Here is a 26,268-nt window from a genome sequence, read left to right on the forward strand (position 1 = left end):
GGTTTTTATTTTATGCAACTGAGCTATTGGGAATATAAGACGTGGTTCTCCCATGTGGATTTTACCGTTATTGGCAGTGGGATTGTTGGATTGAACTGTGCCATTCATCTTAAGCAGGAGCATCCCAAGAGTTCCATATTGGTGTTGGAAAAAGGAAGTCTTCCACAAGGAGCAAGTACCAAGAATGCTGGTTTTGCCTGTTTTGGAAGCATTTCAGAGATTTTGTCCGATCTCAAGTCCCATTCTGAAGAAGAAGTGGTGCAATTGGTGCAGAAGCGTTGGGACGGCATTCAATACCTCCGCCAGCTTTTAGGCAACCAAGCCATTGGTTTTGAACAGCATGGAGGACATGAACTTTTTGTGGAACACAATTCCGAATTGTACGAAAAATGTCAGGATGAAATGGGGCGGTTGAACAACATGCTTCAACCTGTTTTTGGACAAAACCCGTTTATGACGAACAACAATATTTTTGGTTTCGGGAACATTAAGGAACAATACATTACCCATCAGTTTGAAGGACAATTGGATACGGGCAAGATGATGCAGACACTGATTCAAAAATGTCTGTCCATGGATATCCCCATTTTGAACGGTGTGGAGGTTGATGAGGTTCTACAAACCGATCAAGGTGCAACCATTATCACCAAGGATTTTGAGTTTTCTTCCAAAAAAGTCTTTGTAGCCACCAATGGTTTTGCTTCCAAACTTTTACCCACGGAGACCATTCAACCGGCACGTGCCCAGGTGTTGGTGACGGAGCCCATAAAAAACCTGAAAATCAAGGGAACCTTCCATTTTGACGAGGGCTATTATTATTTCAGGAACATAGACGACCGCATTCTTTTTGGGGGTGGTCGCAACCTCGATTTTAAAGGGGAAGAAACTACTGAATTTGGTCAGACACCAATCATTCAAGACAAATTGGAAGAATTACTAAAGGAAATGATACTGCCCCATCAAAAGGTGAAAATCGACCGAAGATGGAGCGGCATCATGGGAGTCGGGGGTCAAAAGACCCCGATAGTCAAGCGTATTTCCAACTCCATCTATGGTGGTGTCCGCCTAGGAGGAATGGGTGTGGCTTTGGGCAGTCTTGTTGGCAAAGAACTCGCCGAATTAGCCGATTGAGACAGGAAATTTACGCTATAAAGCAAGAGGTATTGACACGAATTGCACAAATACCCACAAATTGGGACCACTTGGTCTTGATTCTTGTCTCTTGACACTTGATCTTTCTTATCAGATCATCCTTCCATCCAAAAGGTTGATGATACGTGAACCATATTCCGCATTTTTCTCGGAGTGGGTTACTTGGATGATGGTGACACCTTCTTCGTTCAATTGTTTGAAAAGCTCCATAATTTCTTCCCCCTGTTTGGAGTTGAGATTACCTGTAGGCTCATCGGCCAAAATTAACTTTGGATTGGAAATCAAAGCCCGTGCAATGCCCACCAATTGCTGCTGACCTCCACTCAACTGTGCAGGAAACAGGTCCTTTTTACCCACGATGCTGAATCTATCGAGCATATCGGCCACCATGGCTTTACGTTCTGACCCTTTGAATTTTTTATAGATCAAGGGCATTTCAAGGTTTTCTTGAACAGTCAACTCGTCTAACAGATGGTAGGATTGGAACACAAAACCGATGTATTCCTTGTACAGATTGGCTCGGTGTTTTTCCTTGAGGTCATGTACCGATTCCTCCAGAAAATTGTACTCTCCTTCGTCAAAGGCATCAAGCATCCCGATGACGTTGAGCAAAGTGGATTTTCCAGATCCCGAGGGTCCCATGATGGAAATGAACTCCCCTTCCTCTACTTCGAGATTGATGTCTTTCAACAAAAAGATACGTTGGCCCCCAGAGTTGACCCATTTGAATATGTTGTTCAGTTGTAATAGCATGATATGATTTTTTTTATTCTATTCGGTTCTTAAACTTTTTACGGGATTGGCAATGGCCGCTTTAATGGCCTGATAACCTACCGTGAGCAGGGCAATGGTAATCGCGGCTACACCAGCCAACAAAAACATCCACCATTCTATTTGTATGCGATAGGCAAATTTTTCCAACCATTTATCCATGGCAAACCAAGCAATGGGCGAAGCAAAGACCAAAGCAATGATGACCAACACAATGTACTCTTTGGAAAGTAAACGGACAATTCCCTCAACAGAAGCTCCCATAACTTTTCGTATCCCTATTTCCTTGGTGCGCTGAAAGGCGGTCAACACAGCTAGGCCGAACAGCCCCAAGCAACTGATGAATATGGAAACAAAAGTAGCAAGGTTCACCAAAGTGGCCAATTGCCTTTCTTGTTTGTACATCTGCTCTATAGATTCGTCATAAAAAGTATAGGAAAAACTTTCCGGCGGATAAAAGCGATACCATTTCTGCTCAATTTCACTTAAAGTGTTTTGCCATTGATCCGTGTTGGATGTTAGTTTTATATTGAAGTTTGTAAGGTTGCTTTTTTCCATTTGAAAGGCCATAGGATCTATGGATTCATAGAAATCGCGCATATGGAAGTCATTGACCACACCCACAATGGGAAGCTTTTCGTCTTTCTGGCCAATGAATTTTCCCAAAGCCTCTTGGGGCGAGGCAAAACCAAATGCCTTTACTGCTGTCTCATTGATCACATATTCCGTTGGGGTATCGGACTCATGGAGATTTCTTCCCGCCAACACTTTCAAGTTGTAAAGATTTACATACGAAGTATCCACCCACTTTTTGAAAACCTGTCTAGAGATCGCCGGCTTTCCCTCTTCACTATATTCGTATGCGCTTGATGCATATCCTTCCGATAGGGGGGCTGCACCTAAGGAGACATTTTGGATGCCGGATATCGTTTTGAGCTCTTCCAACAAGGGGAACTGTTTGCCATCATATTTGTCTTCAAAGACATATCTATAGGGAACCTGTACCAAAACAACGGCGTCTTTGTTGAAACCCATATCCGATTTGATGGAGTATTGCAATTGTTTGCCAATGATGAGGGCGGATGTAATGAATACCAAGGCAATGACAAACTGAAATACAATCAGTGCTTTTTGCAGGTTAAACCCTTTACTGCCCTTGGTCTGTAGGGAAGTACTTCTAAAAACATTGATGGCATTGACCCTAGTAATCAACCAACCGGGATACAAACCAGCCAGAATAGCCACCAAAATACTTAATAAAAGAAGGAAACCGATATACTCAAGAATATTTGCAAAAGGTGTTATCCCCTCGGGAATAATATCTTTCAGCAACCAGAAAACCAACTTAGTCAATACAAGGGATAAGATTCCGGCCAAAACGGTGGTCACCAAGGTTTCCAAAAAAAATTGGGTGATCAACTGTTTTTTATTGCTACCCAAGGTCTTGCGAACCCCAATTTCCTTGGTGCGCTGAGGAATGCCTGCAACGCTCATATTAATATAGTTGATACAGGCCAGCACCAAAAGGAACAGGGCAATGCCCATCAATCCATAAAGAACAGGTTTACTCGCCTTTCTAATATTGCTCTCCCTAATATGGGTTGCAAAATGAGATTCACCCAAAGGCAGTAATTCTATCCAACGTTTAAAATTGAAGGTGTTTTCCGATTGATCTCTCCATTCCCTGGTTTTACGTTGAATAATATCATCAACTTGCTCAGCAATGATTGCAGGGTTAGAAGCTTCGTCAAGTTGAAGATAAAGTCTATCCGAACCATTGGTGTTTGTCCATATATTCAAGTCATATGCGATATAGGGCAGCGGCACAAATTCTTGGGAATTGAACTCCGTAGGTTGGGGCAAATTGGCCACTACTCCGGCGACCGTCCGGGTAATGGTATCCCTATAACTATAATAGGTTATGGTCCTATCCAGAATTTCATTTGGTGCCTGGTCAGGGAAATACTGTTTGGCCCTATCTTCGGTAAGCACAACACTATTGGGATTATCCAAAAAAGAAGATTTGGTTCCCGAGAGCCAGCGGTACTCCAAAAAATTAAAGTAAGCAGAATCAATCGCGGCCACTCCTTTTTGGTCATCGAATCTTAATGGACTCCCAGGCGGATTGTCTACCTCGACACTCCTAAATGTATTTTCAAATACAGGGACGACATGCTCCAATCCATCCATCTGCTCACGAATACCTTGGTACAGAGGTTTTGAGGCGCCTCCGTTGTAGCTTTCTTTTTCGTCAAACACAAAGCCCGACACAACCCGATAGATTTTTTCCTTTTGGACCAGGTTTTTGTCGTAGCTATACTCGTATGAAACAATACGATAGATGACCCAACAAACACTGATGCCAATGGCCAGACCAAAAATGTTCAGCGCAGTGAATAATCTTTTTCGCCGCAGGTGCCGAAAGGTTGTTATCAGATATTTTTTGATCATGGCGGTCGGTTTTATTCGGTTCTTAAACTTTTTACAGGGTTGGCGGAGGCAGCTTTTATGGTACGTGTTCCCACAGTAATAAAGGCAATGAGGGTGGCCAACAGTCCGGCTCCCAAAAAGAACAGGGGACTTAAACTTACATGGGAGGCATAGTTCTGCAGCCATTCATTCAAAAAGTACCAAGCAATTGGTGTGGCGATCAAAAAGGCAATGGCCACCAATTTCAAGAAATCCTTGGTGAGAAGCAAGGCCACTGAAGAGATACTGGCACCGATTACTTTACGCACGCCTATTTCCTTGGTGCGCTGCGCCACTACCAACATGGAAATGGCAAACAGACCAATACAGCTCAATAAAATCCCAAGGATGCTTCCGCTGGTGATGATGGTCGCCATGGTCTTTTCCCGCCTAAAAGTACGGTCCACGTTCTCATCCAAAAAAGACCCCAAAAACTCTGCCTGCGGCTCAACTTTTTCCCAGGCACTCTTGACGGCATCGAAGGAGTTGGCAATATTTTTCGGAGCTACTTTCACATAAGCATAATAAAGGTCCCAATCTTTGTTCATGAACAATGTCAAAGGCTGTATTTTTCTGCTAATATCTTGAAAATTAAAGTCCTTGACCACACCGATTACGGAATAGGTAACATTGTCATCCATGGGAATGGTTATGGAAAGTGGGTCTTCGTCCCCAAGCTGTTTGGCCATGGATTCGTTGATGACCAAGCTAAGGCTATCGGTGGCGAAATCCCTATCGAACATACGCCCGGCAACCAACTGTAGGTCCAAAGTCTTTACATAGTCATAGTCTACAGTCAAGGCATTGGTAACTACGCCCCGCCCCTTATAGTCAAAACCCATCATGCTGCTGGATTGACTGCCATCTCGGCCTCTCCCCAAATTGTTGTCGGCCCCAGAAACGCTGAGGATATCCGGATTGTCTTTGAGCTCATCACGGAGTAGGTCCACTACACTATAACCGTTCTTTTTTCCATTTAGGGGGATGGAGATTACTTGCTCTTTGTTGTACCCCAAATCCTTGTTGCGCATAAATTCAATTTGACCATGAAGTACCAAGGTTCCCGTGATCAAAAGAATGGCAATGGTAAACTGAAGGACGATCAAACCATTGCGCAATCGGTTCTTGCCCACATCCAATTTTCCCTTCAGGGCCCTAAGGGTACCCAATTTACTCATTAACAGGGCAGGGTAGCCACCCGCAATGAGTGTAATGATGAAGACGGCAAGGGTAAAAAGGATAAGCACACTAGGCTGTGTAACGTCGGCAAAGGAAGCCTTGGTGTTAAAAAGTGTTTTGAACGGGTTTAGGAGCAGATTGCTTACCACCATCCCCAATAGTACGGATACGGCGAAGACCAAAAGACTTTCCAACCAAAACTGAAAGAACAGTTGTTTTTTAATGGCCCCCAAGGTTTTGCGCATACCAATTTCCTTCAATCGTTTTTCGCTAAGGGCAATGCTCATATTGATGAAATTGGCACTTACAATGAATATGATCACCAAGGCAATTCCCAAGATCATGTATGGAAAAATACGGATTACTTTGGCGGTTCCTGTAGTGTACGAAGCAAAATGTCTATCGGTAATGGGCATCAGATGAAATTGTTTATATCTCCCATCGGCATCGGGAACAGCACCATCACGAATATCGCTTTCTATGCCTCCCTTGTAGTGAAGGGCCGTAAAGGGAATCGTGTTTTTCTCAAACTGTGCCACGGAAACCCCTTTTTCCAGTTGAAGATATATGGGATGGAACTGTGAGTCCCAGCGGTCTTTGCTGGAGATATATTCGGGATGGTTCTCGAAAGGCACCACAATTTCAAAGTCAACACTGCTGTTGCTGGGCGTGTCCGCCAGTACGGAAGCAATGGTAAAGGGCTGTTCTTCCCTCCCTATTTTTAGGGAAATGGTCTTGCCAATTATGTTATCTGTGGTTCCGAATATTTTTTTTGCACCTTTTTCGGTAATCCCTACCGAATTCTTGTTGGGCAAGGGATTTTTGGAATTCCCCATAAGGGTGGGGTAGGTGAAAATATCAAAAAACGAAGGGTCAACATATTCGGCATCCAGGCTCAATTCTTTGGAATTGTATGTTATCAGAACGTCCTCGCTTACCGAACGCGCAATGTTTTTAATCCCTGTCACCTCTTCTTTAAGCGCAGGGGCCAAGGGAACAGGATTTGATACGCTGATTTCCGGGCCTCTTGGCGTTTGGTTGGAAAGGTAAAGTTGATAGGTAGAGTCCTTGTTCTCATGAAATTGATCATAGGAAAGTTCAAAAAGGGCCGTCATGGTCAAAAGGATGGCCACCGCAAAAGCGCACGTAAGCCCCACAATGTTCGCCAACGTGAACACCTTGTTCTTGACCAAATTCCTCCAAGCGATTTTTAAATAGTTCTTAATCATGGTGTGTTTTTTAATGATGAATTTTTAATTATTCCTGCCTTAGGGCATCCACTGGATTTTGGTTGGCTGTACGGGTATAGTTTATACCCGCAATCAATGCCACCAATAGTAATATGAATAGGCTACAAGCAGCAAAGAGTCCCCAATGCAGATGAACCTTGAAAGCAAAATTTTGCATCCATTTGTCCGCAGTAAACCAAGCGCCTATCAATCCAAGGAGAACAGCGGGTAAGGCCACATATTCCAAATCGGAAATGAATGCTTTTAATATGTCCCAGAGGGTTGCTCCGTTAATTCTTCTAATGGCAAGTTCTTTTCTGCGCCGGGTAGATTCGTTGAAGGTGTAGCCGAGCAATCCGATGATGGTAACCAATAGGATGATGATGTTTCCAATGAGCATGGCATTGCGGAATCCTTTTTGGCCCTTATAGGCATTCAATTGTTCGGCCTCAAGACTTTTGATCTCTGCATCATCATGTGGGAAGCCTAAGTTAAAGACTTCGGTAATTTTGTTTATAAGCCCTTCTTGAGCCCCTTCATGGGCTTTGACCATGATATTGAACGACATGGATGGATTTTCAATTTTGAGTTGCTCAAATTTTTCTTCCGGCAGATAAAAAAACACAGAGGGCCTCACATCAGGGTCAGAAATCGATCGAACCACAAAATTAGGGAATACCCCACGGATGGTCGTGTTTCCATGTTCGGAGATGGTAATCTGTTTTCCCACGACACCATCGGTCCACCTGTTGTTCAGTTTTAACAACTCGGCGCCTTTTTTACTGATGAGCACATCATTGGCAACGGCCTCTTTGTTGGTAAAATCCTCTCCTTCGTCTACTTTGATGCCCAATATGGAAAGATAATTGCTGTCCACTTCATAAAAATCGGCTACATTGAACAAATCTCGTTTTTCATCAGGTGAAAGCACATTGTTTCCGGAGGCACCACTGATTGGCACATCGTAACCCAAACCAACCGTTTCGATCTCGGGCATGGCCCTTAGTTCATTTAATACGGTCGACAGCTTGTTGCCATCCATGCCCTCGGTAGAGCCATAATAGACCCCTTCTGTGATATAACCATGGTCGGCATTTTTCATACTGTTGTACTGTAGTGTCACAATAACCAGAACAGTGAGGATAAATGTGGCCCCCACAAATTGGAAAGACAACAGGACCAGTTTCCATTTCCCTCTTTTTTGTTGGTAGTCCCTGAAAGCTGTGGCCACGGGGACACGTGAAAAAAACCGTCCCGGAAAATAACTGGTAATGAAAATAAGAAACACCACAAGCAAGGCCAATGGCACAATAACGTATGGATTCAATACCGAAGAAAGGCTGTGTCCCCATTGAGCCTCGGCCATAGGTTTAAGTGCCCATATCATAAGTATGGCGCCTACAATGGAAACAAGGAAAAGGACAGCGGTTTCGGAAAAAATCATTTGCTGTAAATTCTTTGTCTCGGCCCCACAAGTTTTGTGTATGGCGGAACTCTTGGCCCGTGTAACCAATGTTCCCATGGTCAACAGTATATAGTTCATCAAGGAGACGAACAGTACGGCAAGGGCAATAGTGGAGAGGATAACAATCATGTCCTTCACATTGTCCACATGTATTTTCTTGATGGGCATGAAGGAATATTGCAGTACGATTCCTTGTTGTTCCTCTTCCATTTTTTCAATATCCTGGTGCTTTACCTGCATGGCACGAACAGCATGGGCCAAATCTTTCGGATTAGTCCCAGGACTCAGCTTAACACAGGCATAATACCTGTCATTGCCCATCCAATTGTTGGTACCGTCCCATGTGAACTGCTCGGTGGATACCATGGAAACCAAGATGTCATATGTATAGTTTGTGTTCTCAGGCAAGGTTTCGAAGACACCACCAATGGTAAGCTTTTTGTCAGGATAATTCTTTATGCCAATAACCTTCCCCTCAACATTGCCTCCCATATTATCGGCGATTTCTTGGGAGACCATACAAGTCATAGGACTATTAAGTATTTCTTTGGGATTTCCACTTACCATGGGGAGGGGCAACACATCGAATAAATGTTCATCAGCTAGGGAAATGCTGGCGTCGTAACTGTTCAAGTCATCAGTATAGATAACGTGATCACCAATGGAGTTGAGACGGGTAGCCGCCTCTATACCTGGCACTTCTGCTTTAAGGCCCGGAGCAATGGCCCCGCTGACCCTTGGGAAACTTTCCAATTTGTCCGAGGATTTGTCCATCTTGAAATTTTCATGCACCACATAAATCCGGTCGGCATCCGGGTAAAAACTATCATAACTATAATAGTACAGCACTTCAGAAAGGAGCAATATCCCGAATGCCAGCCCTGCGGTCAAAGATATGATTCTGGTAAAGGCATGTTCCCCTTTTCGGAACAACCTGCGGAATGCTAATTTTAAATAGTTCATAGTTGTTTCATTATCGTTTTCACCAAAAAATCATTCTTGCTTTAATGCATCCACTGGGTTTGCCGATGCCGCGCGCCAACTTTGCCAACTTACCGTGAACAAAGCCACAAGCATGGTTAGTACTCCAGCAAACAGGAATACCCACCAGTTCATATTTGTTTTATAGGCAAAACCTTCGAGCCATTTATGCATGGCGTACCAAGAAAGGGGTACGGCGATCAGGAATGCCAATGCCACCCATTTCACGAAATCTTTGTTCAAAAGCATCATTACACCACCAATGGTGGCACCGTTCACTTTTCTCACGCCAATTTCTTTTTTCCGTTGCTGCATATAGAAAGTGGCCATGGCCAAGATGCCCATGGAGGAGATGATGACCGCCAAAAAAGTAAAGTAGCTGATGATCTTTCCTGTGCGTTCTTCTTTTTTGTACCATTGATCTATGGTCTCGTCCACAAATTGGACATCGAATTCCACGTCACCGACAATCCCTGCGTAGGTAGATTTTACCTGGTTGATGGTGTTTACGATTCCTTGCCCGTCCACCTTTAAAAAAATATTGTCCGCAAAAAATTCGGGTGTTTGATGACGCAACATGAGAGGCCCAATATTGTCGCGTAATTGTTTAAAATTGAAGTCTTTTACGATCCCTAAAATAGGCACCTCGTTCTCTTCCATTTTGAAGGAAACAGGATTGTCCGTGATGCCCAAAGTCTTTAGGGCAGCCTCATTCAGGACAACCCCATTGGGTGAATAGGCCACTTCTGTTGGCATGACCTTGATGTCAAACACATCATAAAATGCGGAATCCACTGCAAATTCTTGAAAACTGACGGGTTTCCCCTCGTAATTGAAAGTCTGGTTACTGCCCCCGCTCAAAGGACTTTGCCAGGTTATGGAAGCGTCTTTTACACCCGGAATTTTGAGAAGCTCGTCTTTAATGGCCTTTTTTTGGCTGGTACCTCCTAAATATTCTAAATGGACAATATTGTCCTTGTTGAATCCTAAATCCTTGTTTCTGAGATAATCCGTTTGTTTAAGAATGATCCAACTGCAGGCCAACAGGGAAATGGCCACAGTATATTGGAACGTGATGAAGGCCTTGGCATAGACACTTTTTGCCTTCGTCCGCAATTCTCCCCTCACTACTTCAATGGGTTTGAAGCCTGAAATCTTCAAAGCGGGGACAATGCCGGAGATAAAACCTATCAGGAGTAGCATGCCAAGGGCCACCACAATGTTGGTTGGGGTCAGGGCTTGGTTGAGGTTTAAATTGGTTTCCAAGAGGGAATTCAAGGTAGGCTCCAGCAATTTGGCAAACAGAAAGGCGATTAAGACGGCAGCAAAACACAGCACAAAGGATTCGGTTACCAATTGCCGGATCAATTGTTTCTTGGATCCACCCAATAATTTCTTCACTGCCACTTCCTTGCCCCTAAAGGTGGCCTGTGCAATGGTTAGGTTGATATAGTTTCCAACGGCCAGCAAAAGGATGATGAAAACGATGGCAGAAAGCACCATGACCATGGTTCTGCTGTTACTTTTGGTTCCACTTCCTACTTTATTGCTAAAATACAGTTCCTTCAATGGGGTGAACTCCACTGTTTTTGCAATACCATCTTGATATAACCAGAAACTCTTTTTGAAATTCTCCAGAATCTGTGGGGCCTTCGCAGGAAGGTTGGTATTGGGCTTGGCCATTAGATAAATGCTTATGGAGCACCATCCATACTCTTCAAACAAACCATCAAAGCCCCAGAGTTTTTTAAAGGCACCTAGATTGACCAGTGCATCCTGCTTGGTAAAATGGGTGTTTTCTGGAAAGTCGTCCATAATACCGGTAACCGTAAACTTATGGTCTGTATTGATGAAAACGGACTTTCCGACTGCATTGGAGGTGCCAAATAACCGCAATGCCATGGATTTGGAGAGCACAATGCCATCCTCGGTCTGGAGTACATCTTCAGATTCGCCATGAAGTAGGGGAAAAGAAAACATGTTGAAAAAACTTGGATCGACCCCCAAATAATCAAATTTTATTTTCTGGCTTCCTGATGTGGATATTCTATCAGAAACATTTAACACCCGAGTGAAATCCTCAATTTCGGCGTATTCTTGTTTTAAATCGGTCGCAATCGGGGGTGAGAAATCCACGCTTTCATTTTCCAAACGGTATATTCTGTCTCTGTTCTTGTGAAAATCGTCAACGGACAGTTCATTTTGGATATAGACCCCAAGCAACAGCACAAAGGTGAGCGACAGGGCAAACCCCAAAACGGTCACGGTTGTGTACATTTTGTTCCTAGAAAGATGCCTCAGGTATGATTTTAATCCTAACATGTCACATTTTCATTTAATGGTTCTTTTAATTGGGATCATTCATTTCTTAAACTTTCAACCGGATTGATCATGGCAGCTTTAATACTTTGCCAGCTTACGGTAAGGAGTGCAATCATCAAGGCCAATATTCCTGACAATGCGAAGACCCACCAACTCAAAGGGGTTTTATAGGCAAAAACACTGAGCCATTTGTCCATGGCATACCATGCAATGGGAACAGCAATGACAAAGGCCAGCCCGACCCACTTCACAAAATCCTTGTTCAATAGGGAAAGGATTTGGGCAATGGTCGCTCCGTTTACCTTTCTGATCCCAATTTCCTTTGTGCGCTGTAGGCAGGTATATGATGTTAGCCCGAACAACCCCAAGGAGGCAATCAGAATGGCGAGCACGGTAAAAAGCTGAAAAGCCTTGGCAAACTTCTGTTCATCTTTAAAGAGGGCCTCATATTTCTGATCCAAAAAGGTGTAATTGTAGGTGCTTACCGGAAAGACTTGGTGCCATGTCCTATTCATGTCATCCAAAGCTTTTTGGGTATTTCCCATGGTCATGGCCTTCCTGTTCAATTTCACCAAAACATTCTGGGCATTTCTTCTATGTCTTATGACCATTGGTACCACAGGTGACTTCATTCCAGAATGGTTGTAATCTTTTAATACCCCGGCCACGGTCCAATCTGCCCCCCAATAGTTAATGGTTTTCCCAACAACACTTTCCACATCAGTGACCTCCATGAAATGCGCCATCTTTTCATTGATCACAACATTGTTGCTCGATTTTTGACTGGTTTGTACGAATGGGCCCCCAGCAACGAATTCCATTCCCATTACATCAAAATATTCGGGCCCAACACTATAATTGTACCAGATATGCTTCTCATCCGTTTTCCCATTAGGGAACGTAATTCCCATATTGGAATTTAAATTGTCAAAAGAATCTCCTGGATAGGTTCCTGCTCCTGTGACCTCGGCGATATATGGGTTTTTCCTGAGCTCATCCTCAAAGGAATCAAAACTCATATTGAACAAAGAGTCGGATGCTTTGTTGAGCACTTGTCCCTTTAAGGCGATGACAGGTTCCAAATTGGCCCCAATGGGGCGGTTTTTGAGAAAATGGATCTGCTTATTGGCCATAAAGGTGCCGATCAACAAGGCGATAGTGGCCACGAACTGACACACGACCAAAGCTTTGATAAAGAATGCTCCCCCAGAAGAGGTCTGTGCCTTTCCTTTCAGGGCCTTGGTGGGCTTGAATCGGGTAAGTACAAATGCGGGATAAAAAGCAGCCAAAGAAGCACCGACCAACATAATGGCCAAATAGGGCAAAAGGGACATCAATTGTGCCTTGTCCAACCCTAAATCTTGCTCCACTAGGGCATTAAAACTTGGAAGCAGAATATAGACACTCAACACGGCAAGAACAATGGCGATAATATTCAACAACGCCGACTCCAAAAGAAATTGAAGGGCCAGTTGAGGTTTTTTGGCCCCAACAACTTTTCTAATGCCGACTTCCTTGGCCCTTTCCAACGATTTACTGCTGGAAAGGTTCATGTAATTCATCCAACAGAGCAATAAGGTAATAAAGGCGATAATGGCCAAAAACCGAACATTATTGCCATTACCGTTGGTTTCTGCCTCATAGGGTTTGTTGGAGTACAGGTGTATATCCTCAATGGGTTCAATATGGTGCCTTTCGTTTTTAAGCCCTTCTGGGACATAGTCCATGATTTTTTGTCCCAACTGGGCAACATCTGCATTTTTGTCAACCTTTATATAGGTGAAATATGCATTTTGGTTCCACGTATAATCCCAGTCCTGTTTAAATCTTTCCCAGGTATAAAAGGTTTTGAAGGAAACCAGAAAATCGTTTTTTAAATGGGTATTGTACCCTTTGTTGTCCATTGTCCCCGTTACGGCGAACAACAAGTCGCCCGATCCTGCAATTTTCAAGGTCTTTCCTAGGGGGTCTGCGTCACCAAAGATTTTTTTTGACAAAGCGGTGCTCAGTACAATGGAATAGGGCTCATTCAATGCATTGGTCACATCCCCTTTTTCCAAAGAGCGACCAAATACATCAAAATATGTAGGGTCTGCCAAGGAAGCGGTATTATGGTCAAAAATCCCGTCATCGTGCAACAGCACCACTTCACCCAATCGCCTCAGCCTTGCAAATTCCTCAATCTCGGGAAACTGTTCTTGGAGCGTGGGGCCACTTACAATGTAGGCATTAGCATCTCCGGGAACATATTTTCCTCCTTCAAGATAGTCCATGTATACGCGATACACGCGGTCGGAGCCTTCAAATTTATCATAACTGTGCTCATGGTTCACATATAACATGATGAGTATGAAGGAAGCAATCCCAACAGTCAACCCAAAGATGTTGATGAAAGAATACAATTTGTTCTTGAAGAGGTATCGACTCGCTATTTTTAGATAGAGCTTATACATACTTTAAGTTTTTATTAGTTCATGAAGGGCAGCATAAAATCATTCTGTCCTTAAGCTTTCCACCGGATTTATATTGGCGGTCCTATAGGTCCTTGCGCCGATTACGATCAAGGCAACCAGCACCATACCCATTCCACTGGCAAAGAACACCCACCAGCTCAGGGAAGTCTTGTAAGCGAAACTCTGGATCCATTCTTGGATGAGGTACCATGAAATGGGAACGGAAATGACAAAGGCTACACCCACTAACAGTAAGAACTCTTTGCACAGCAGAAAGTTCAGTTGGGCCAAATTGGCGCCCAATACTTTACGGACCCCTATTTCTTTTACCCGACGTTCCGTGGTGTAGACCACCAAGCCCAAAAGCCCCATACAACTGATCAAGATGGCGAGCCCCGTGGCCCATTTCAACAATTGCACAGTGCTGCGCTCTTTTCTGTAGAAACCTTCCACCACTTCACTCATAAACCTCACTTCGACCTCTTCATCTGGGTAAACCGAGGCCCAGGCATTTTCCACCTCTTTAATGGATTCCGGCCATTGTTCGGAATTGGATCCAAGATCAAAATGGATACTACGGAAGTTGGAATACTCTTGGTTCCTCCAATTTCCCGTCAAGGCCAATGGTCGTATGTTAGATCTCAGGGAACGCTGGTTGAAATCTTTCATCAACCCCACTACAGGAATGTTCATGGTGTCCAATTTCAACATGGCACCGACCACATCCGAAGGATTTTGAAAGCCCAAGGCCTTGGCCATAGCCTCGTTCACTACATATTCCTTGATGCTGTCGTTCAATCGTTCCCTTCCGGACAGCATGGGAATATTATAGGTTTTCAAATAGTTGAGGTCGCCCCACAACATTTCGGTTTCTTGGTGCATTTCAGCACCATCCTTGTAATAGGCGAGCATGGTGGAGGAAACACTGTTGGATGCCGGAGGATTGTTCCCCCAACTGATGTTGGACAGCCCTTTGACTTCCTTTACCATGTTGAACAATCGCTCCTTTTTCACTTCGGAATTGTCGTTCCAAGGCAGATGCACATAGGCAACGGCATCTGTCTTGAGCCCCATGTCCTTGTTCATTACAAAATATAATTGTTTGGCAACCAGCATAGTGGCGATAATAAAAACCTGTGCTACCACAAACTGGAAGACGGTAAGGGTCTTTCGGAGCCGAACGCCTTTGTCGCCCTTTGCAAATTGACCCTTAAGGACAGAGACGGGTTTGAATCTGGACAAAACAAAGGCAGGATAAAATCCCGAAAGCACACTTACCAACCCGATAAGAATTAGGATACCAAAAATTCCTTTGAAACTGTAAAGCACCGAGAGGTCCATATCCGCAGGTAAAAAATCAACGAACTGGCGCAGCAGCATTGGAGCCAATAATAGCGACAATAGGGCCGCCATGGACGTTAGGATGAAAGTTTCACCTAAAAATTGACGGACCACCTGTTTTTTGGAACTTCCCAAGGTTTTTCGAATACCAATCTCCTTTGCACGGGTCAAAGCTTGCGCAGAATTTAAATTGATGAAGTTTGCACAGCCCAAAAGCAGGAGGAACAAAGCCACAAATGCAAGGCTCTTGAGGACCGACATGCTGGCAACATGGTTGGAATTGTTAAAGGGGTAATCCCCGTATTTCCCTCCAAAATGGATTTCGGCAAGAGATTGAAGCTGAAACAACCGCTGATCATCAACCGCCCATGGTTCATTGTTTTTATGCTCCTCGGCAAGGGCATCCAACCGTGATTGGATAGCGGGTATACTGGCCAAATCTTTCACCTTGATGAAAAGTTGGTCCCCGGAACTGGTGCTGTTCCATTCGTCATCCGTGGCAATATCCTGTTGACCAAACATTTTGGACGAGGCCAAAGACATAAACTCAGTGAACTTAAAATCGGTATTTTCTTTAAAATCGGCCACAACCCCCGTAACCTTTGCCGCTATGGAGTCGTTATAGATAAGGGTGCGGCCCACAACATCGGCCAGTTGGGTATTCGGGAAATACGTTTCGGCCTTCTTTTGTGAAAGCACTACTTGGGCTGGAGCAGAAAGAGCGGACTGCTTATCGCCGGCCAACCATTCATATTGAAAGATTTGAAAATAAGCATCGTCGGCCAGGATTGAATTTTGAACGTTCCTAAAATTCAAATCGGCTTCTTTGTTCTCTACTTTGGCAAATCCGACGTTCATGAAGGGGGCGGTAACCTCCACTCCCGCAACACCTTCCTGAAAGGTATGCATCAAAGGGATGGCCACCCCACGGTTGGAGAATTCACTTTCCTTGGATTTGAATACCGAGACAATCCGATAGATACGTTCCTGGTCCGGATGGAACTTATCGAAGGAAAAGTCATAGTATACAATGGCCCCGATGACCATGGCGGCGCAAAGCCCAATGGATAGCCCGATTACATTGATAAAAGAAAAGAGTTTGTTCTTAAAAATACTTCTCCATGCTATTTTTAAATGGTTGAAAAACATGTTTTTGTGTTTGGTCGGTTATTCGGTTCTCAAGCTTTTTACGGGATTTACGATAGCTGCCTTTATACTTTGGTAGCTTACCGTTAAGAGCGCAACGCCAACGGCCATGAGTGCCGATAGGGCGAAAATCCACCATGGGATATTGATGTGGTACGAGAAATCCTGTAACCAGCGATCCATGGCATACCATCCCAATGGAAGGGCGATGATCACGGAGAGGCCAACAAGTTTTAGGAAATCCATGGAAAGGCGGAACACTATTTGCCCGACCTTGGCACCCAAAACCTTACGAACACCGATTTCCTTCACCCTTTTTTGGGCATTGAAAGCGGCAAGTCCAAGAAGCCCCAAACAGGCAATGATGATGGATAGCACTGTAAAAATCATGAAAATTTGCCCCAATCGTTGCTCGGCTTCATAACTGGTGTTGAAGGAATCATCCATGAAATAATGTTCAAAAGGCTGTGAAGGGGCAAGGTCCCTCCAAATGTTTTCAATTTCCGCAATGGTTCTGGAAATATCCCCGTTATTCAATTTAATGGCCAGGTTACTGGCATTTTGTCCTCCAAAGAAAAGCGCCAGTGCCTCCACATTGTTACGTAATGATTCAAAATGAAAGTTTTTGACAACCCCAATGACTGTAATCAAGTTTCCTTCTTGAAAATCGTTCACAAATTGGGTGCCAATAACATTTTCGGGAGTTTTTCCCAGAATGGACACCGCTTTTTCATTTATGATGATTCCCGTAGAATCGCTAGGGAAACGAGCATTGTCAAAATTCCTTCCCGAAATCAGCGAAAGTCCTATGGTGGAAATATAATCTGGGTCCACATACCATTGTTGCATGTTGATGGCCTTTTCCTGGCTTCGATCTTCAGCCCTCATAAAAGAACTGTCGCTACGGGAAGAAGGTGTTGGTAAGTAACTGCTCAATGTAGCGGTACTCACCTGACTCAGCTGCTCCACCCGATCTTTGAACACTTGTCTATTCCCTTCGAGAGCATTAACGCCTTGAATTACGAGTACTTGATCTTTTGCATACCCAAGGTCTTTGCCCTGTATGTACTGTAGTTGTTGAAAAACGGTCAAAGTCCCCATAATCAGGAATACGGATATGGAAAATTGAAGGATTACGAGCGCATTGCGGACACGTCCCCCTCCAATGGAATTATCACCCTGTCCTTTGAGCACTTTCGCGGCAACAAAACGGGACATAAAAAGTGCGGGATAACTTCCAGATAGGAACCCAAGAGCCAATGCTGCAACAAGAAGAATCAACCAAAAGAACGGACTGGCAAAGGGTATGGACAAGTCCTTACCGCTAAGATCATTATAAAAAGGCATAACAACTGCGGCAATGATGACCGCAAAGATCAAGGAACCTATGGCTATCAATCCGGATTCCGTCAAAAATTGCCATATTAAACTCTTTCTTTGCGACCCCAAGGTTTTTCGGATACCCACTTCCTTGGCTCTTTTCAAGGAATGGGCCGTGGACAGGTTCATGAAGTTGACACTGGCCAATATGAGCAGGATCAGGGCAATGGCTCCAAGGATATAAACATTTTTGATGTCACTTACAGGACTGAATTCAGGACCTCTACCAGAATGCAGATAAATATCGGTCAAGGGAATGGTGGAATAGTGCATATAATTCCCAGAGGCGATAAACTGTTCTTCGGTAATGCCAGGGAAAAATTTTTGTGCATAGGGAATGAGGTATTTGCCAACCATGCTTTGTAATTCATCCTCTACTTTCTCGGCCTTGGTGCCGGGTAATAATTTGATGAGCGTATAATAATTGTGACTTCCCCATTCTGCCAATCTGGAGTCTTCGTAACCGGACATCGCCAAGAAAAGGTCGCGATCCCTTAAAAATGAATTTTTTGGCAAATCGTCAATGACCCCGGTAACCGTATATACCTCATGATCGTTCAAGACAACCGTTTTTCCAAGGGCTTGATCAATGGGGAAGTGTTTTTCTGCAGCTGTTTTGGACATGACCAAGGTATAGGGTTCCACAAGTGCAGAGTTAACGTCACCATAAAGAAGTTTTAGGCCCAACATGTCAAAAACATTGGGATCGGCATAGGTTACCCCAGGTTCGCGTACATTATTTTGTTCGCCTTGTTGTTTGATGAACACACTACCGATACTCCGAAAGCGGGTTGCTTCTTCAACTTCGGGAATATCGTTTAGAATGGCCTGTGCCATGGGAGCAGAAACTTCTGCCATTTGATTCTCCCTACCACCAAACTTCATATCGGCATTAACACGATAGATACGTTCTGCTTCGGCAAACATAGTGTCGTGGGTAAGTTCGTCATAAATGTATAGCCCCAGCAAAAGCCCACCAGCCATTCCTATAGCTAATCCAAATGTATTTAGGAAGGTGAAGAACGGCTGTTTTTTTAGGCTTCTCCAGGCGATTTTTAGGTTGTTCTTGAACATGATTTTTTGTGTTTGTCGTTTTTTGATGTGTTATTCTATGCGCAGGCTTTTGACGGGGTTGGCGATGGCCGCCTTAATGGCCTGGTAACTGATGGTCAACAAGGTAATGGCCATGATGATGGCCACGGCCAGGACGAATATCCACCAGTTTAAAGGGGTTCGATACTCGAAATTTTCGAGCCATTGGTTCATAAAGTACCATGCAATGGGTGTGGCAATGATTCCGGCAATGAGGATCAGTTTCAGGAAATCCTGCATGACGAGCCCCACGAGGTTGGTAACCCCGGCCCCCAATACTTTCCGTATACCGATTTCTTTGGTCTTTTGCACCACAAAGAAGAGGATAAGCCCGTAGATACCGAGACATCCAATAAAAATGGCGAGGCCCGAAAAAATTCCGATAAGGGATAGGAAGCGCTGCTCGGTTTGATAGAGTTCCGCAACACGGTCATCCAAGAAATCATATTCAAAAACATAATCGGGAAACGCCGCGGACCATTCATTTTCAATATGCTGCAAAGTGTTTTTGGCGGAAGCCATATTAATTTTTATGGCCAGTTCATTGTAAAGTCTTGGTTCTGGAGCAATGAAAATGGGGCTTATTTTTTCATGGAAATCACCATCATGAAAATCGGCCACTACGCCAACTATTTTCCCTTTGGCAAAGCCAGAGCTTACGTTAATTTGTTTGCCAAGCAAATCATTGGGATTGGAAATCCCCACTTTTCTCATGAATTCTTCGTTGACAATCATTTCGTCCACCGAATCCTTTTCGAAGAAATTGCGACCGGCCACTAGGTTTAAGTCAAAGGCATCCAAATAGTTTTTATCACCTCCTTTAACCTGAATGTTGAACTCCTCAGGTTCCGGTCGGTTGTTGAACTTGACGCTTGTACCCCAATTGTTGTCGCCGGCTCCTGGAGAGGCAAAGCAGGCCGTAAGGTTTTCCACGCCCGAATTTTGCATGATTCTTTCTTTCAGACCTTGGAGTTGGGGGGCCTCGATTTGATCAGGAATTTCAACCATCACAATACCATCCTTTGCAAAACCGAGGTCTGATTTTATGGCATATTTAAGTTGTTTGCCTACCACTATGGAACCGATAATGAGCACGATGGAAATTACAAATTGGGTGACCACGAGTGTCTTACGGGTCAGATAGCCCCCGGTATCATTGTGGGACAGTTTTCTTTTGAGGGCCAGAACCGGCGCGATCCTTGCCAAAAGCACACCAGGGTAGCTGCCGGCCAATAAAGTGACCAGTGCCAATAAAAGCACCACAAAACCTAAAAACTTAACATTCAATAACTCCTTGAAGGAAAGCTCTAGATCAAATACGGTGTTGAATGAGGGCAGTACCAACAAACACAGGGCAATACCCAAAACCAAGGCAAGAACACTGACGATGAACGTTTCTGCCATAAATTGCCAGAACAATTCACGTTTATAGCTACCAAGAACCTTGCGTACCCCAACTTCCTTTGATCGGTTAACAGACTGTGCCGTGGAGATGTTGATGAAGTTGATGCTGGCCACGACCAAAATGAAAAGCCCGATGAATGAAAATATCCAAAGCGATTTCGCATCGATGCCACCACTGTATCGGTCGTCAAAATGAATGTCTTTTAGGGCCTGAAGTTTATAGTGGTGTACGTTTTTGGAATTAGGCCTAAACTTTTTCACGTACCCTTGTAACTGCTGCTCGATTTGGGCAATATTCTGGTTTGGCCGCATGAGCGCATAACAGTGCAGTGAAGAATTGATACCTCCCCAGCTTTCGGAAGACATAAACTCATCATAGCTTTTTAAGGTATCGAAAGAGAGGAAAACCTGTGCCTTCGTCAGTGTTGTTTTAGGGAGATCTTTGAGCACCCCGGTCACCTTAATGGTTTGGTTGTTCTCCAGCACAAAGGTTTTATTGATGGGGTTTGCCTCCCCGAACATTTTTTTGGCCATTTGTTCTGTTACCAACGCCGTATTGGGTTCTGATATGGGAGCAGCATTGGAACCGTCCATCAAAGGGTAATTGAAGATTTTGAAAAATCCAGTTTCGGTGAAGGCAATGTCCGCCTTTAACTGTTTTTTTACGCCATTTTCATCCAAGGTAATGAGCCAATTGTTCCTATCTGCGCTTTTTGCCACGATTTCGGCATAGTCATAATCCTGTTTGAAGGCATTGGCAAAACCTGGAGGTACTGCGGCCTCATAATCGATAAGATCCCGGTGTTCCTCGGTATTCACCCGGTAAATTCGGTCGGCATTTTGATGGAAATTGTCAAACTGCAAGTGAAATTGAACAAAAAGGAATATCAAAATACTGCAACCAAAGCCCATGGTAAGTCCTAGAATGTTGATAAATGAGAACCCCTTTCTTTTTACAAGGTTTCTCCAAGCTATTTTTAGGTTGTTCTTAAACATGATGGTTCGTTTTTTTAGTTTATTATTCGGTTCGCAGGCTCTTTGTTGGATTGGAACGCGCTGCCTTGATGGCCTGGAAGCTTACCGTGATAACCGTGACCAACATGGCCCCGAGCATGGCAAGGCCAAAGATCCACCACTTAAGGATCACCCGATAAGGATATTCCTGCAGCCAACCGTTCATCACATAATAAGCGATGGGTACCGCAATGAAACAGGAGATTATCACCAATTTCAAGAAATCTTTGGAGAGCATGTTCCAAACATTGAACACGGAGGCTCCCAAAACTTTTCTCACCCCAATTTCTTTGGTGCGTTGCTCGGCCACAAACGAGGTAAGGCCAAAGAGCCCCAAACAGCTTATCAAAATGGCCAAGGCCGTAAAGATTCCAGATAGTGTACCTACACGTACTTCGGAGGCAAATTTTTCGGCATATTCCTCGTCAACAAAATCATATTGGAATGGAATATTGGGGAAATGTTCCTTGAACACCCGCTCAATAATGGCCAAGTTTTGGCTGGCACTTTGCTTGGGGTTCAACCTCAAATTATAATAGGAACCATTGCCATATTTGTCAAACACATACATGCCTTGCTTTACAGGTTCATAGGGTGATTGGGCAATCATATCCTGTACCACGCCAATAATTTTCAGGGGTGGATTGGGGTCTTCCTCGTCATCATCTTTGATGAACTGGCCTATCGGGTTTTTAAGCCCCATATATTTAACAGCGGTCTCATTGATGAGTACTGCATTGGAATCGGATGGGAATTCCCGTGAAAAGTCCCTTCCTTCCACAATTTTTAGGTTTAGGCTCTTGGCATATTCCGGGGAAACTTCGGTCCAGGCGAGATCTTCCTGGAAACCTTCTGGCTTGCCTTCCCAGTTAAAACCACTTCGGTTGGACCAAATATTGGTGGTAGGGGCGCTGGAGGTGGACATTTCCATGACGGCGCCAGACTTGATGAACTCATCGCGCATCAACTCGAATTTGCCTGTGAAATCTTGGCTCATAGTCGGTATTTGGACCAACCCTTCCTTGTCATAACCAATGGGCCTGTTCTTGGCATAGTTGATCTGTTGCATCACGATTACGGTGCCAATGATAAAGGCTACGGACACAGTGAACTGGACCACAACCAAGATTTTTCTTGGCAATCCGGAGTGTTTGCCGGCCTTGAAGGTTCCCTTCAAAACATCAACGGGTCTGAAAGAGGACAGATATAGAGCGGGGTAGCTACCGGCCAAGAGGGACGTGAACAGAATGAAAGCCAAAGAGGCTCCCCAAAATCCTGCTGAACCCCATGGGAACGACATTTCTTTCTTGGCAAGCTCATTGAACCCGCTCAGGGAAATCACCACAATCAATATAGCAATCACAAAAGCAAAAAGGACCACCAAAAAGGATTCACCCAAAAACTGGTTGATCAATTGATTGCGCTGTGACCCTATGGATTTTCTGATACCCACTTCCTTGGCCCTTTTTTCGGAACGGGCCGTACTCAGGTTCATAAAGTTGATACATGCCAAAAGGAGCACAAAAGCCCCGATAATGGCAAACAGCCAAACATATTTGATTCGCCCCCCAACTTGTTTTCCATTTTCAAAATTGCCACGTAGATGCCAATCCTTCATGGGGAAGAGAAACAATTGAGGGTTGAATTCCTCCGTGTTCTTGTTGAGGGTTTTCTTAACATCCTTTATGGTGGAGGTCACCCGTTCCATAGTGGTATTGTCCGCAATCTGCACAAACATTTGGAAGGAGTTGTTTCCCCATTGGTCCTCTGCGTTTTTTATCCATTCGTTCACGGAAACATATTTGTCCCATGGCATAATGAACTCTGTGTCGTTGAAGGAAGCATTGAAGGGAATGTCCTCATACACGGCCGTTACCATCATGTCGTATTGGCTGTTGACCTCAATGGTCTTTCCAATAGGGTCCTCATCACCAAAAAGGGCCTTGGCAGTTGATTCGTTCAACATGATGGAATTGATTTCCCTAACCCCATCTTTTTCCCCTTTCAGGATTTTAAGATCCAACATTTCGGGTGCCTCGCGCTGCATAAAATTACCATCACGTGAGATGCTGGTTTCCCCATATTTTAAATATTGGGAGTTGTTCCAAGAGGACATCACCAAATGTTTGAAGTTGTCCATATAACCATCCCTGAAGGCTTTTTCCAAGGGTCGGGGAATGGCAGGACCAGTGCCCGTCTGCCCATTGAAGGTCTGCGATTGGTAAATCTGGGCAATCTGGTTTTTGTTGGTGAAATAGTCGTTATGGCTCAGCTCATCCTTCACCCATAGTCCGATGATCAAGGTAACGGCCATGCCCAATGCAAGTCCACCTACATTGATGATGGTATAGCCCTTATGTTTGGTAAGGTTCCTCCAGGCAATTTTCAAATAATTCTTTAACATGATGGTTCGTTTTTGATTGATGATTTATTCTGATCTTAAGCTTTTGGCTGGATTTACCAACCCCGCCCGTATAGATTGATAACTGACCGTGAGCAACGCTATACCCAGGGAAATGGCCCCTGCCAAAGCAAATACCCACCATTGAATGTCTATTCTATAAGCAAAGTCTTCCAACCAGCGACTCATCATGTACCACCCAATGGGGGTGGCTATAACGATCGCGATCAAGATCAGTTTCATGAAATCCATGGTCAGCAATTGGTAAATACTTTTGAACGGAGCTCCCAAAACCAATCGAATACTGATTTCCTTTTTTCGCTGTTCCACTAAAAAGGCCGATAGTGCGAACAGGCCCAAACAGGCAACGAGAATGGCAAACAACGCAAAGCTGTTGAATATTTTTCCCATGCGCTGCACATCGTCGTGCATGTGTGCAAATTCTTGGTCCAGAAAGGTGTACTCAAAAGCCTGCTGTGGCACATATTCTTGCCAAATGGATGCCACATCCCTGATGGCCTGTGCGGTTTCCCCCTTGTTCAATTTTACGGACATCATACTTGGGCTATTGCCGATTACAAGGGATAGAGAGGCAATGTCTTCTTTCAGGTTTTTAAAATGGAAATCTTCCACCACCCCGATTATGGTCCAATCTTGTCCGTTGTTGATACGTGTCCCTATTGGGTTTTGCAGCCCCAATTCCTTGGCCATGGTAGTATTGATCACAATGGCAGTGGAATCGCTGGCAAAATCTTTTGAAAACGCTCTTCCTTTTTGGATATGAAGACCAAGCGTGTTCACGTAATCATAATCTACGCGCCAAATTTGTGCGGGCACTGAAATTTCTTGGCTGCCTTCATTGATCATGCCAAACGTATTTCCGTTTCGTTTAGAACCTTCCACCGGGAGATAATCACTTATGGTAACCGACTTTACATCGGATAGTCCAAGAAGTCTTTCCTTAAAGGATTCCGTATTGTCTTTTAACAAGTTGGTGCCTTTTATGACCAGTACCTGATCTTTATTGAAGCCCAATTTTTTATCCATGATGTAATTCATCTGTTTATAGATGATCAAGGTGCCGATGATCAATACCACCGAAGTGGTAAATTGAAACACCACCAAACCACTTCTCAACTTACCGCTCTTACTGCCAGTACTCAAGGTGCCTTTTAGCACGTTCACAGGTTTGAATGCAGAGAGATAGAAGGCGGGATATAGGCCTGCCAAAATTCCGACCAACAATGCTGCCACAAGGATCACAGGTAAAAACCACCAATCTGCCCATGGCATTACAATGTGTTTCGCAGCGATGGAATTAAAGGTTGGCAATAAGGCCCATGCCAACAACACTCCAATGGCAAAGGATAGAAAACTGTAGATGACCGATTCGGTCAAAAATTGGCTTACCAAATTGCCACGGAAAGCCCCGACGGTTTTTTTGAGTCCCACTTCCTTGGCTCTGTTGGCAGATTTAGCCGTGGATAGGTTAATGAAGTTGATGACCGCCAACAACAACACAAAAATGGCAATGGCCGCAAAGAGCCAAACAAAACGGATATCGCCGTGCCGTAGTCCATCACCCATTTTGATGTCGGATTTAAGGTGGATGTCCGTAACAGGTTGTAGCTTGTACTCCAGGGTTTTTAATACCTCCATGAATTCCGCGCTCCTCATCCTTTCCTTGTATGTCGGGATAACATATTCCTCTAGGATAGAGACCATTTTCTTTTCCAAAGCAGGGATGTCGGCGTTGTCATCAACAAGTAGATATGTAAAGTAGTTGGTATTGGACCAACTCATATTGGTATCTTCTATGGCCAATAGAAAATTGAAGTCGAGATGGGTTTTTTCCGAAGGATTCTTTTTGATGACCCCAGTGACAGTATAAGGTTTGTTGGAATTGTCGTCAAGATATATGGTCTTGCCCACCGCGTGGCCTTCTGGAAAATATTTGGAGGCCTTTGACTCGGTAAGCACTACACTTTGTGGACTGGTAAGTACTTGCTTGGGATTGCCCTCCAACAATTCAAACTCCAAAATATCAAAAACCCCTTGGTCGGCGAAGATGAAACCGTCCTCAAAGTTGTTCTGCATGGTACCTACTGGGCGCAATGGTCTCCTACCGGCCCCGAATAGTTCGCTCGTGTTTATCTTGCCAGCCTCCAAAATTTCAGGAAAGGTGGATTGAAGGGTTTCCGCAAAAGGAAGTTGAAAATGAACACTTTTTAGTAACTCTCCGTTCATCATACCCTGCATGACCACACGGTAGATACGGTCTTTGTTCTTGTAATGACCATCATAGCTCAATTCATTCTTGATAAAAAGGGCTATTAAAAGACATGCGGCAATACCAACGGCAAAACCACCAATTTTAATGGTGGTAAAGAGCTTGTCCTTTTTAATGTTTCGCCAGGCGATCCGTAAATAGTTTTTAAACATGATGTTTTTTTTGATGGATGATGTTAT

At 44.1% G+C, this 26,268-nt stretch carries 12 protein-coding genes; 1 reads left to right on the forward strand and 11 read right to left on the reverse strand.

The annotated features are described in order from the left end of the window. The first annotated feature begins 12 nt into the window (after positions 1-12). The gene (locus D2V05_RS10155) at positions 13-1,131 is read left to right on the forward strand and encodes an NAD(P)/FAD-dependent oxidoreductase (RefSeq protein WP_119647479.1); all 1,119 of its coding nucleotides are present in this window, start codon (positions 13-15) and stop codon (positions 1,129-1,131) included. 111 nt (positions 1,132-1,242) lie between these two features. Here the strand turns inward: D2V05_RS10155 and D2V05_RS10160 are convergent, their stop codons facing one another. Genes D2V05_RS10160 through D2V05_RS10210 form a run of 11 tightly spaced genes read right to left on the reverse strand, consistent with a single transcriptional unit; the run spans position 1,243 to position 26,241 of the window. After that, on the reverse strand, positions 1,243-1,905 hold the full coding sequence (locus tag D2V05_RS10160) for an ABC transporter ATP-binding protein (RefSeq protein WP_119640930.1): 663 nt from the start codon (positions 1,903-1,905) through the stop codon (positions 1,243-1,245). Between the two features lie 18 nt (positions 1,906-1,923). Continuing rightward, positions 1,924-4,374, reverse strand: coding sequence for an FtsX-like permease family protein (locus D2V05_RS10165; protein WP_119647480.1), 2,451 nt, complete (start codon positions 4,372-4,374; stop codon positions 1,924-1,926). Positions 4,375-4,385: 11 nt separating this feature from the next. Continuing rightward, positions 4,386-6,800: an ABC transporter permease gene (locus tag D2V05_RS10170; protein ID WP_119647481.1), complete on the reverse strand. Its 2,415-nt coding sequence runs from the start codon at positions 6,798-6,800 to the stop codon at positions 4,386-4,388. A 28-nt stretch (positions 6,801-6,828) separates the two neighbouring features. Continuing rightward, on the reverse strand, positions 6,829-9,228 hold the full coding sequence (locus tag D2V05_RS10175) for an ABC transporter permease (protein WP_119647482.1): 2,400 nt from the start codon (positions 9,226-9,228) through the stop codon (positions 6,829-6,831). Positions 9,229-9,258: 30 nt separating this feature from the next. Further along, the gene (locus D2V05_RS10180) at positions 9,259-11,568 is read right to left on the reverse strand and encodes an FtsX-like permease family protein (RefSeq protein ID WP_119647483.1); all 2,310 of its coding nucleotides are present in this window, start codon (positions 11,566-11,568) and stop codon (positions 9,259-9,261) included. 35 nt (positions 11,569-11,603) lie between these two features. Beyond that, the gene (locus D2V05_RS10185; RefSeq protein ID WP_119647484.1) at positions 11,604-14,021 is read right to left on the reverse strand and encodes an ABC transporter permease; all 2,418 of its coding nucleotides are present in this window, start codon (positions 14,019-14,021) and stop codon (positions 11,604-11,606) included. 39 nt (positions 14,022-14,060) lie between these two features. Further along, positions 14,061-16,511, reverse strand: a complete 2,451-nt coding sequence (locus D2V05_RS10190) for an ABC transporter permease (RefSeq protein WP_119647485.1) — start codon at positions 16,509-16,511, stop codon at positions 14,061-14,063. Positions 16,512-16,529: 18 nt separating this feature from the next. Next, entirely contained in the window at positions 16,530-18,962 is a 2,433-nt protein-coding gene (locus D2V05_RS10195) for an ABC transporter permease (protein WP_119647486.1), read from the reverse strand. Between the two features lie 30 nt (positions 18,963-18,992). Next, positions 18,993-21,380 (reverse strand): ABC transporter permease, encoded by a 2,388-nt coding sequence (locus D2V05_RS10200; protein ID WP_119647487.1) that lies wholly within the window; start codon positions 21,378-21,380, stop codon positions 18,993-18,995. 22 nt (positions 21,381-21,402) lie between these two features. Then, the gene (locus D2V05_RS10205) at positions 21,403-23,802 is read right to left on the reverse strand and encodes an ABC transporter permease (protein WP_119647488.1); all 2,400 of its coding nucleotides are present in this window, start codon (positions 23,800-23,802) and stop codon (positions 21,403-21,405) included. 24 nt (positions 23,803-23,826) lie between these two features. Further along, positions 23,827-26,241 carry an ABC transporter permease gene (locus D2V05_RS10210; protein ID WP_119647489.1) on the reverse strand — a complete coding sequence of 805 codons (2,415 nt, stop codon included), beginning with the start codon at positions 26,239-26,241 and terminating at the stop codon, positions 23,827-23,829. Between the last annotated feature and the right edge of the window lie 27 nt (positions 26,242-26,268).

The organism is Flagellimonas pelagia (genome assembly GCF_003584135.1).
Classification (GTDB): Bacteria; Bacteroidota; Bacteroidia; order Flavobacteriales; family Flavobacteriaceae; genus Flagellimonas; species Flagellimonas pelagia.

What these genes read in the sequence shown, in the direction of transcription:
- D2V05_RS10160 (WP_119640930.1), bottom strand. Translation starts at nt 1,905, where the DNA reads ATGCTATTACAACTGAACAACATATTCAAATGGGTCAACTCTGGGGGC.
- D2V05_RS10170 (WP_119647481.1), bottom strand. Translation starts at nt 6,800, where the DNA reads ATGATTAAGAACTATTTAAAAATCGCTTGGAGGAATTTGGTCAAGAAC.
- D2V05_RS10155 (WP_119647479.1), top strand. Translation starts at nt 13, where the DNA reads ATGCAACTGAGCTATTGGGAATATAAGACGTGGTTCTCCCATGTGGAT.
- D2V05_RS10185 (WP_119647484.1), bottom strand. Translation starts at nt 14,021, where the DNA reads ATGTATAAGCTCTATCTAAAAATAGCGAGTCGATACCTCTTCAAGAAC.
- D2V05_RS10165 (WP_119647480.1), bottom strand. Translation starts at nt 4,374, where the DNA reads ATGATCAAAAAATATCTGATAACAACCTTTCGGCACCTGCGGCGAAAA.
- D2V05_RS10200 (WP_119647487.1), bottom strand. Translation starts at nt 21,380, where the DNA reads ATGTTTAAGAACAACCTAAAAATAGCTTGGAGAAACCTTGTAAAAAGA.
- D2V05_RS10190 (WP_119647485.1), bottom strand. Translation starts at nt 16,511, where the DNA reads ATGTTTTTCAACCATTTAAAAATAGCATGGAGAAGTATTTTTAAGAAC.
- D2V05_RS10205 (WP_119647488.1), bottom strand. Translation starts at nt 23,802, where the DNA reads ATGTTAAAGAATTATTTGAAAATTGCCTGGAGGAACCTTACCAAACAT.
- D2V05_RS10210 (WP_119647489.1), bottom strand. Translation starts at nt 26,241, where the DNA reads ATGTTTAAAAACTATTTACGGATCGCCTGGCGAAACATTAAAAAGGAC.
- D2V05_RS10175 (WP_119647482.1), bottom strand. Translation starts at nt 9,228, where the DNA reads ATGAACTATTTAAAATTAGCATTCCGCAGGTTGTTCCGAAAAGGGGAA.
- D2V05_RS10180 (WP_119647483.1), bottom strand. Translation starts at nt 11,568, where the DNA reads ATGTTAGGATTAAAATCATACCTGAGGCATCTTTCTAGGAACAAAATG.
- D2V05_RS10195 (WP_119647486.1), bottom strand. Translation starts at nt 18,962, where the DNA reads ATGTTCAAGAACAACCTAAAAATCGCCTGGAGAAGCCTAAAAAAACAG.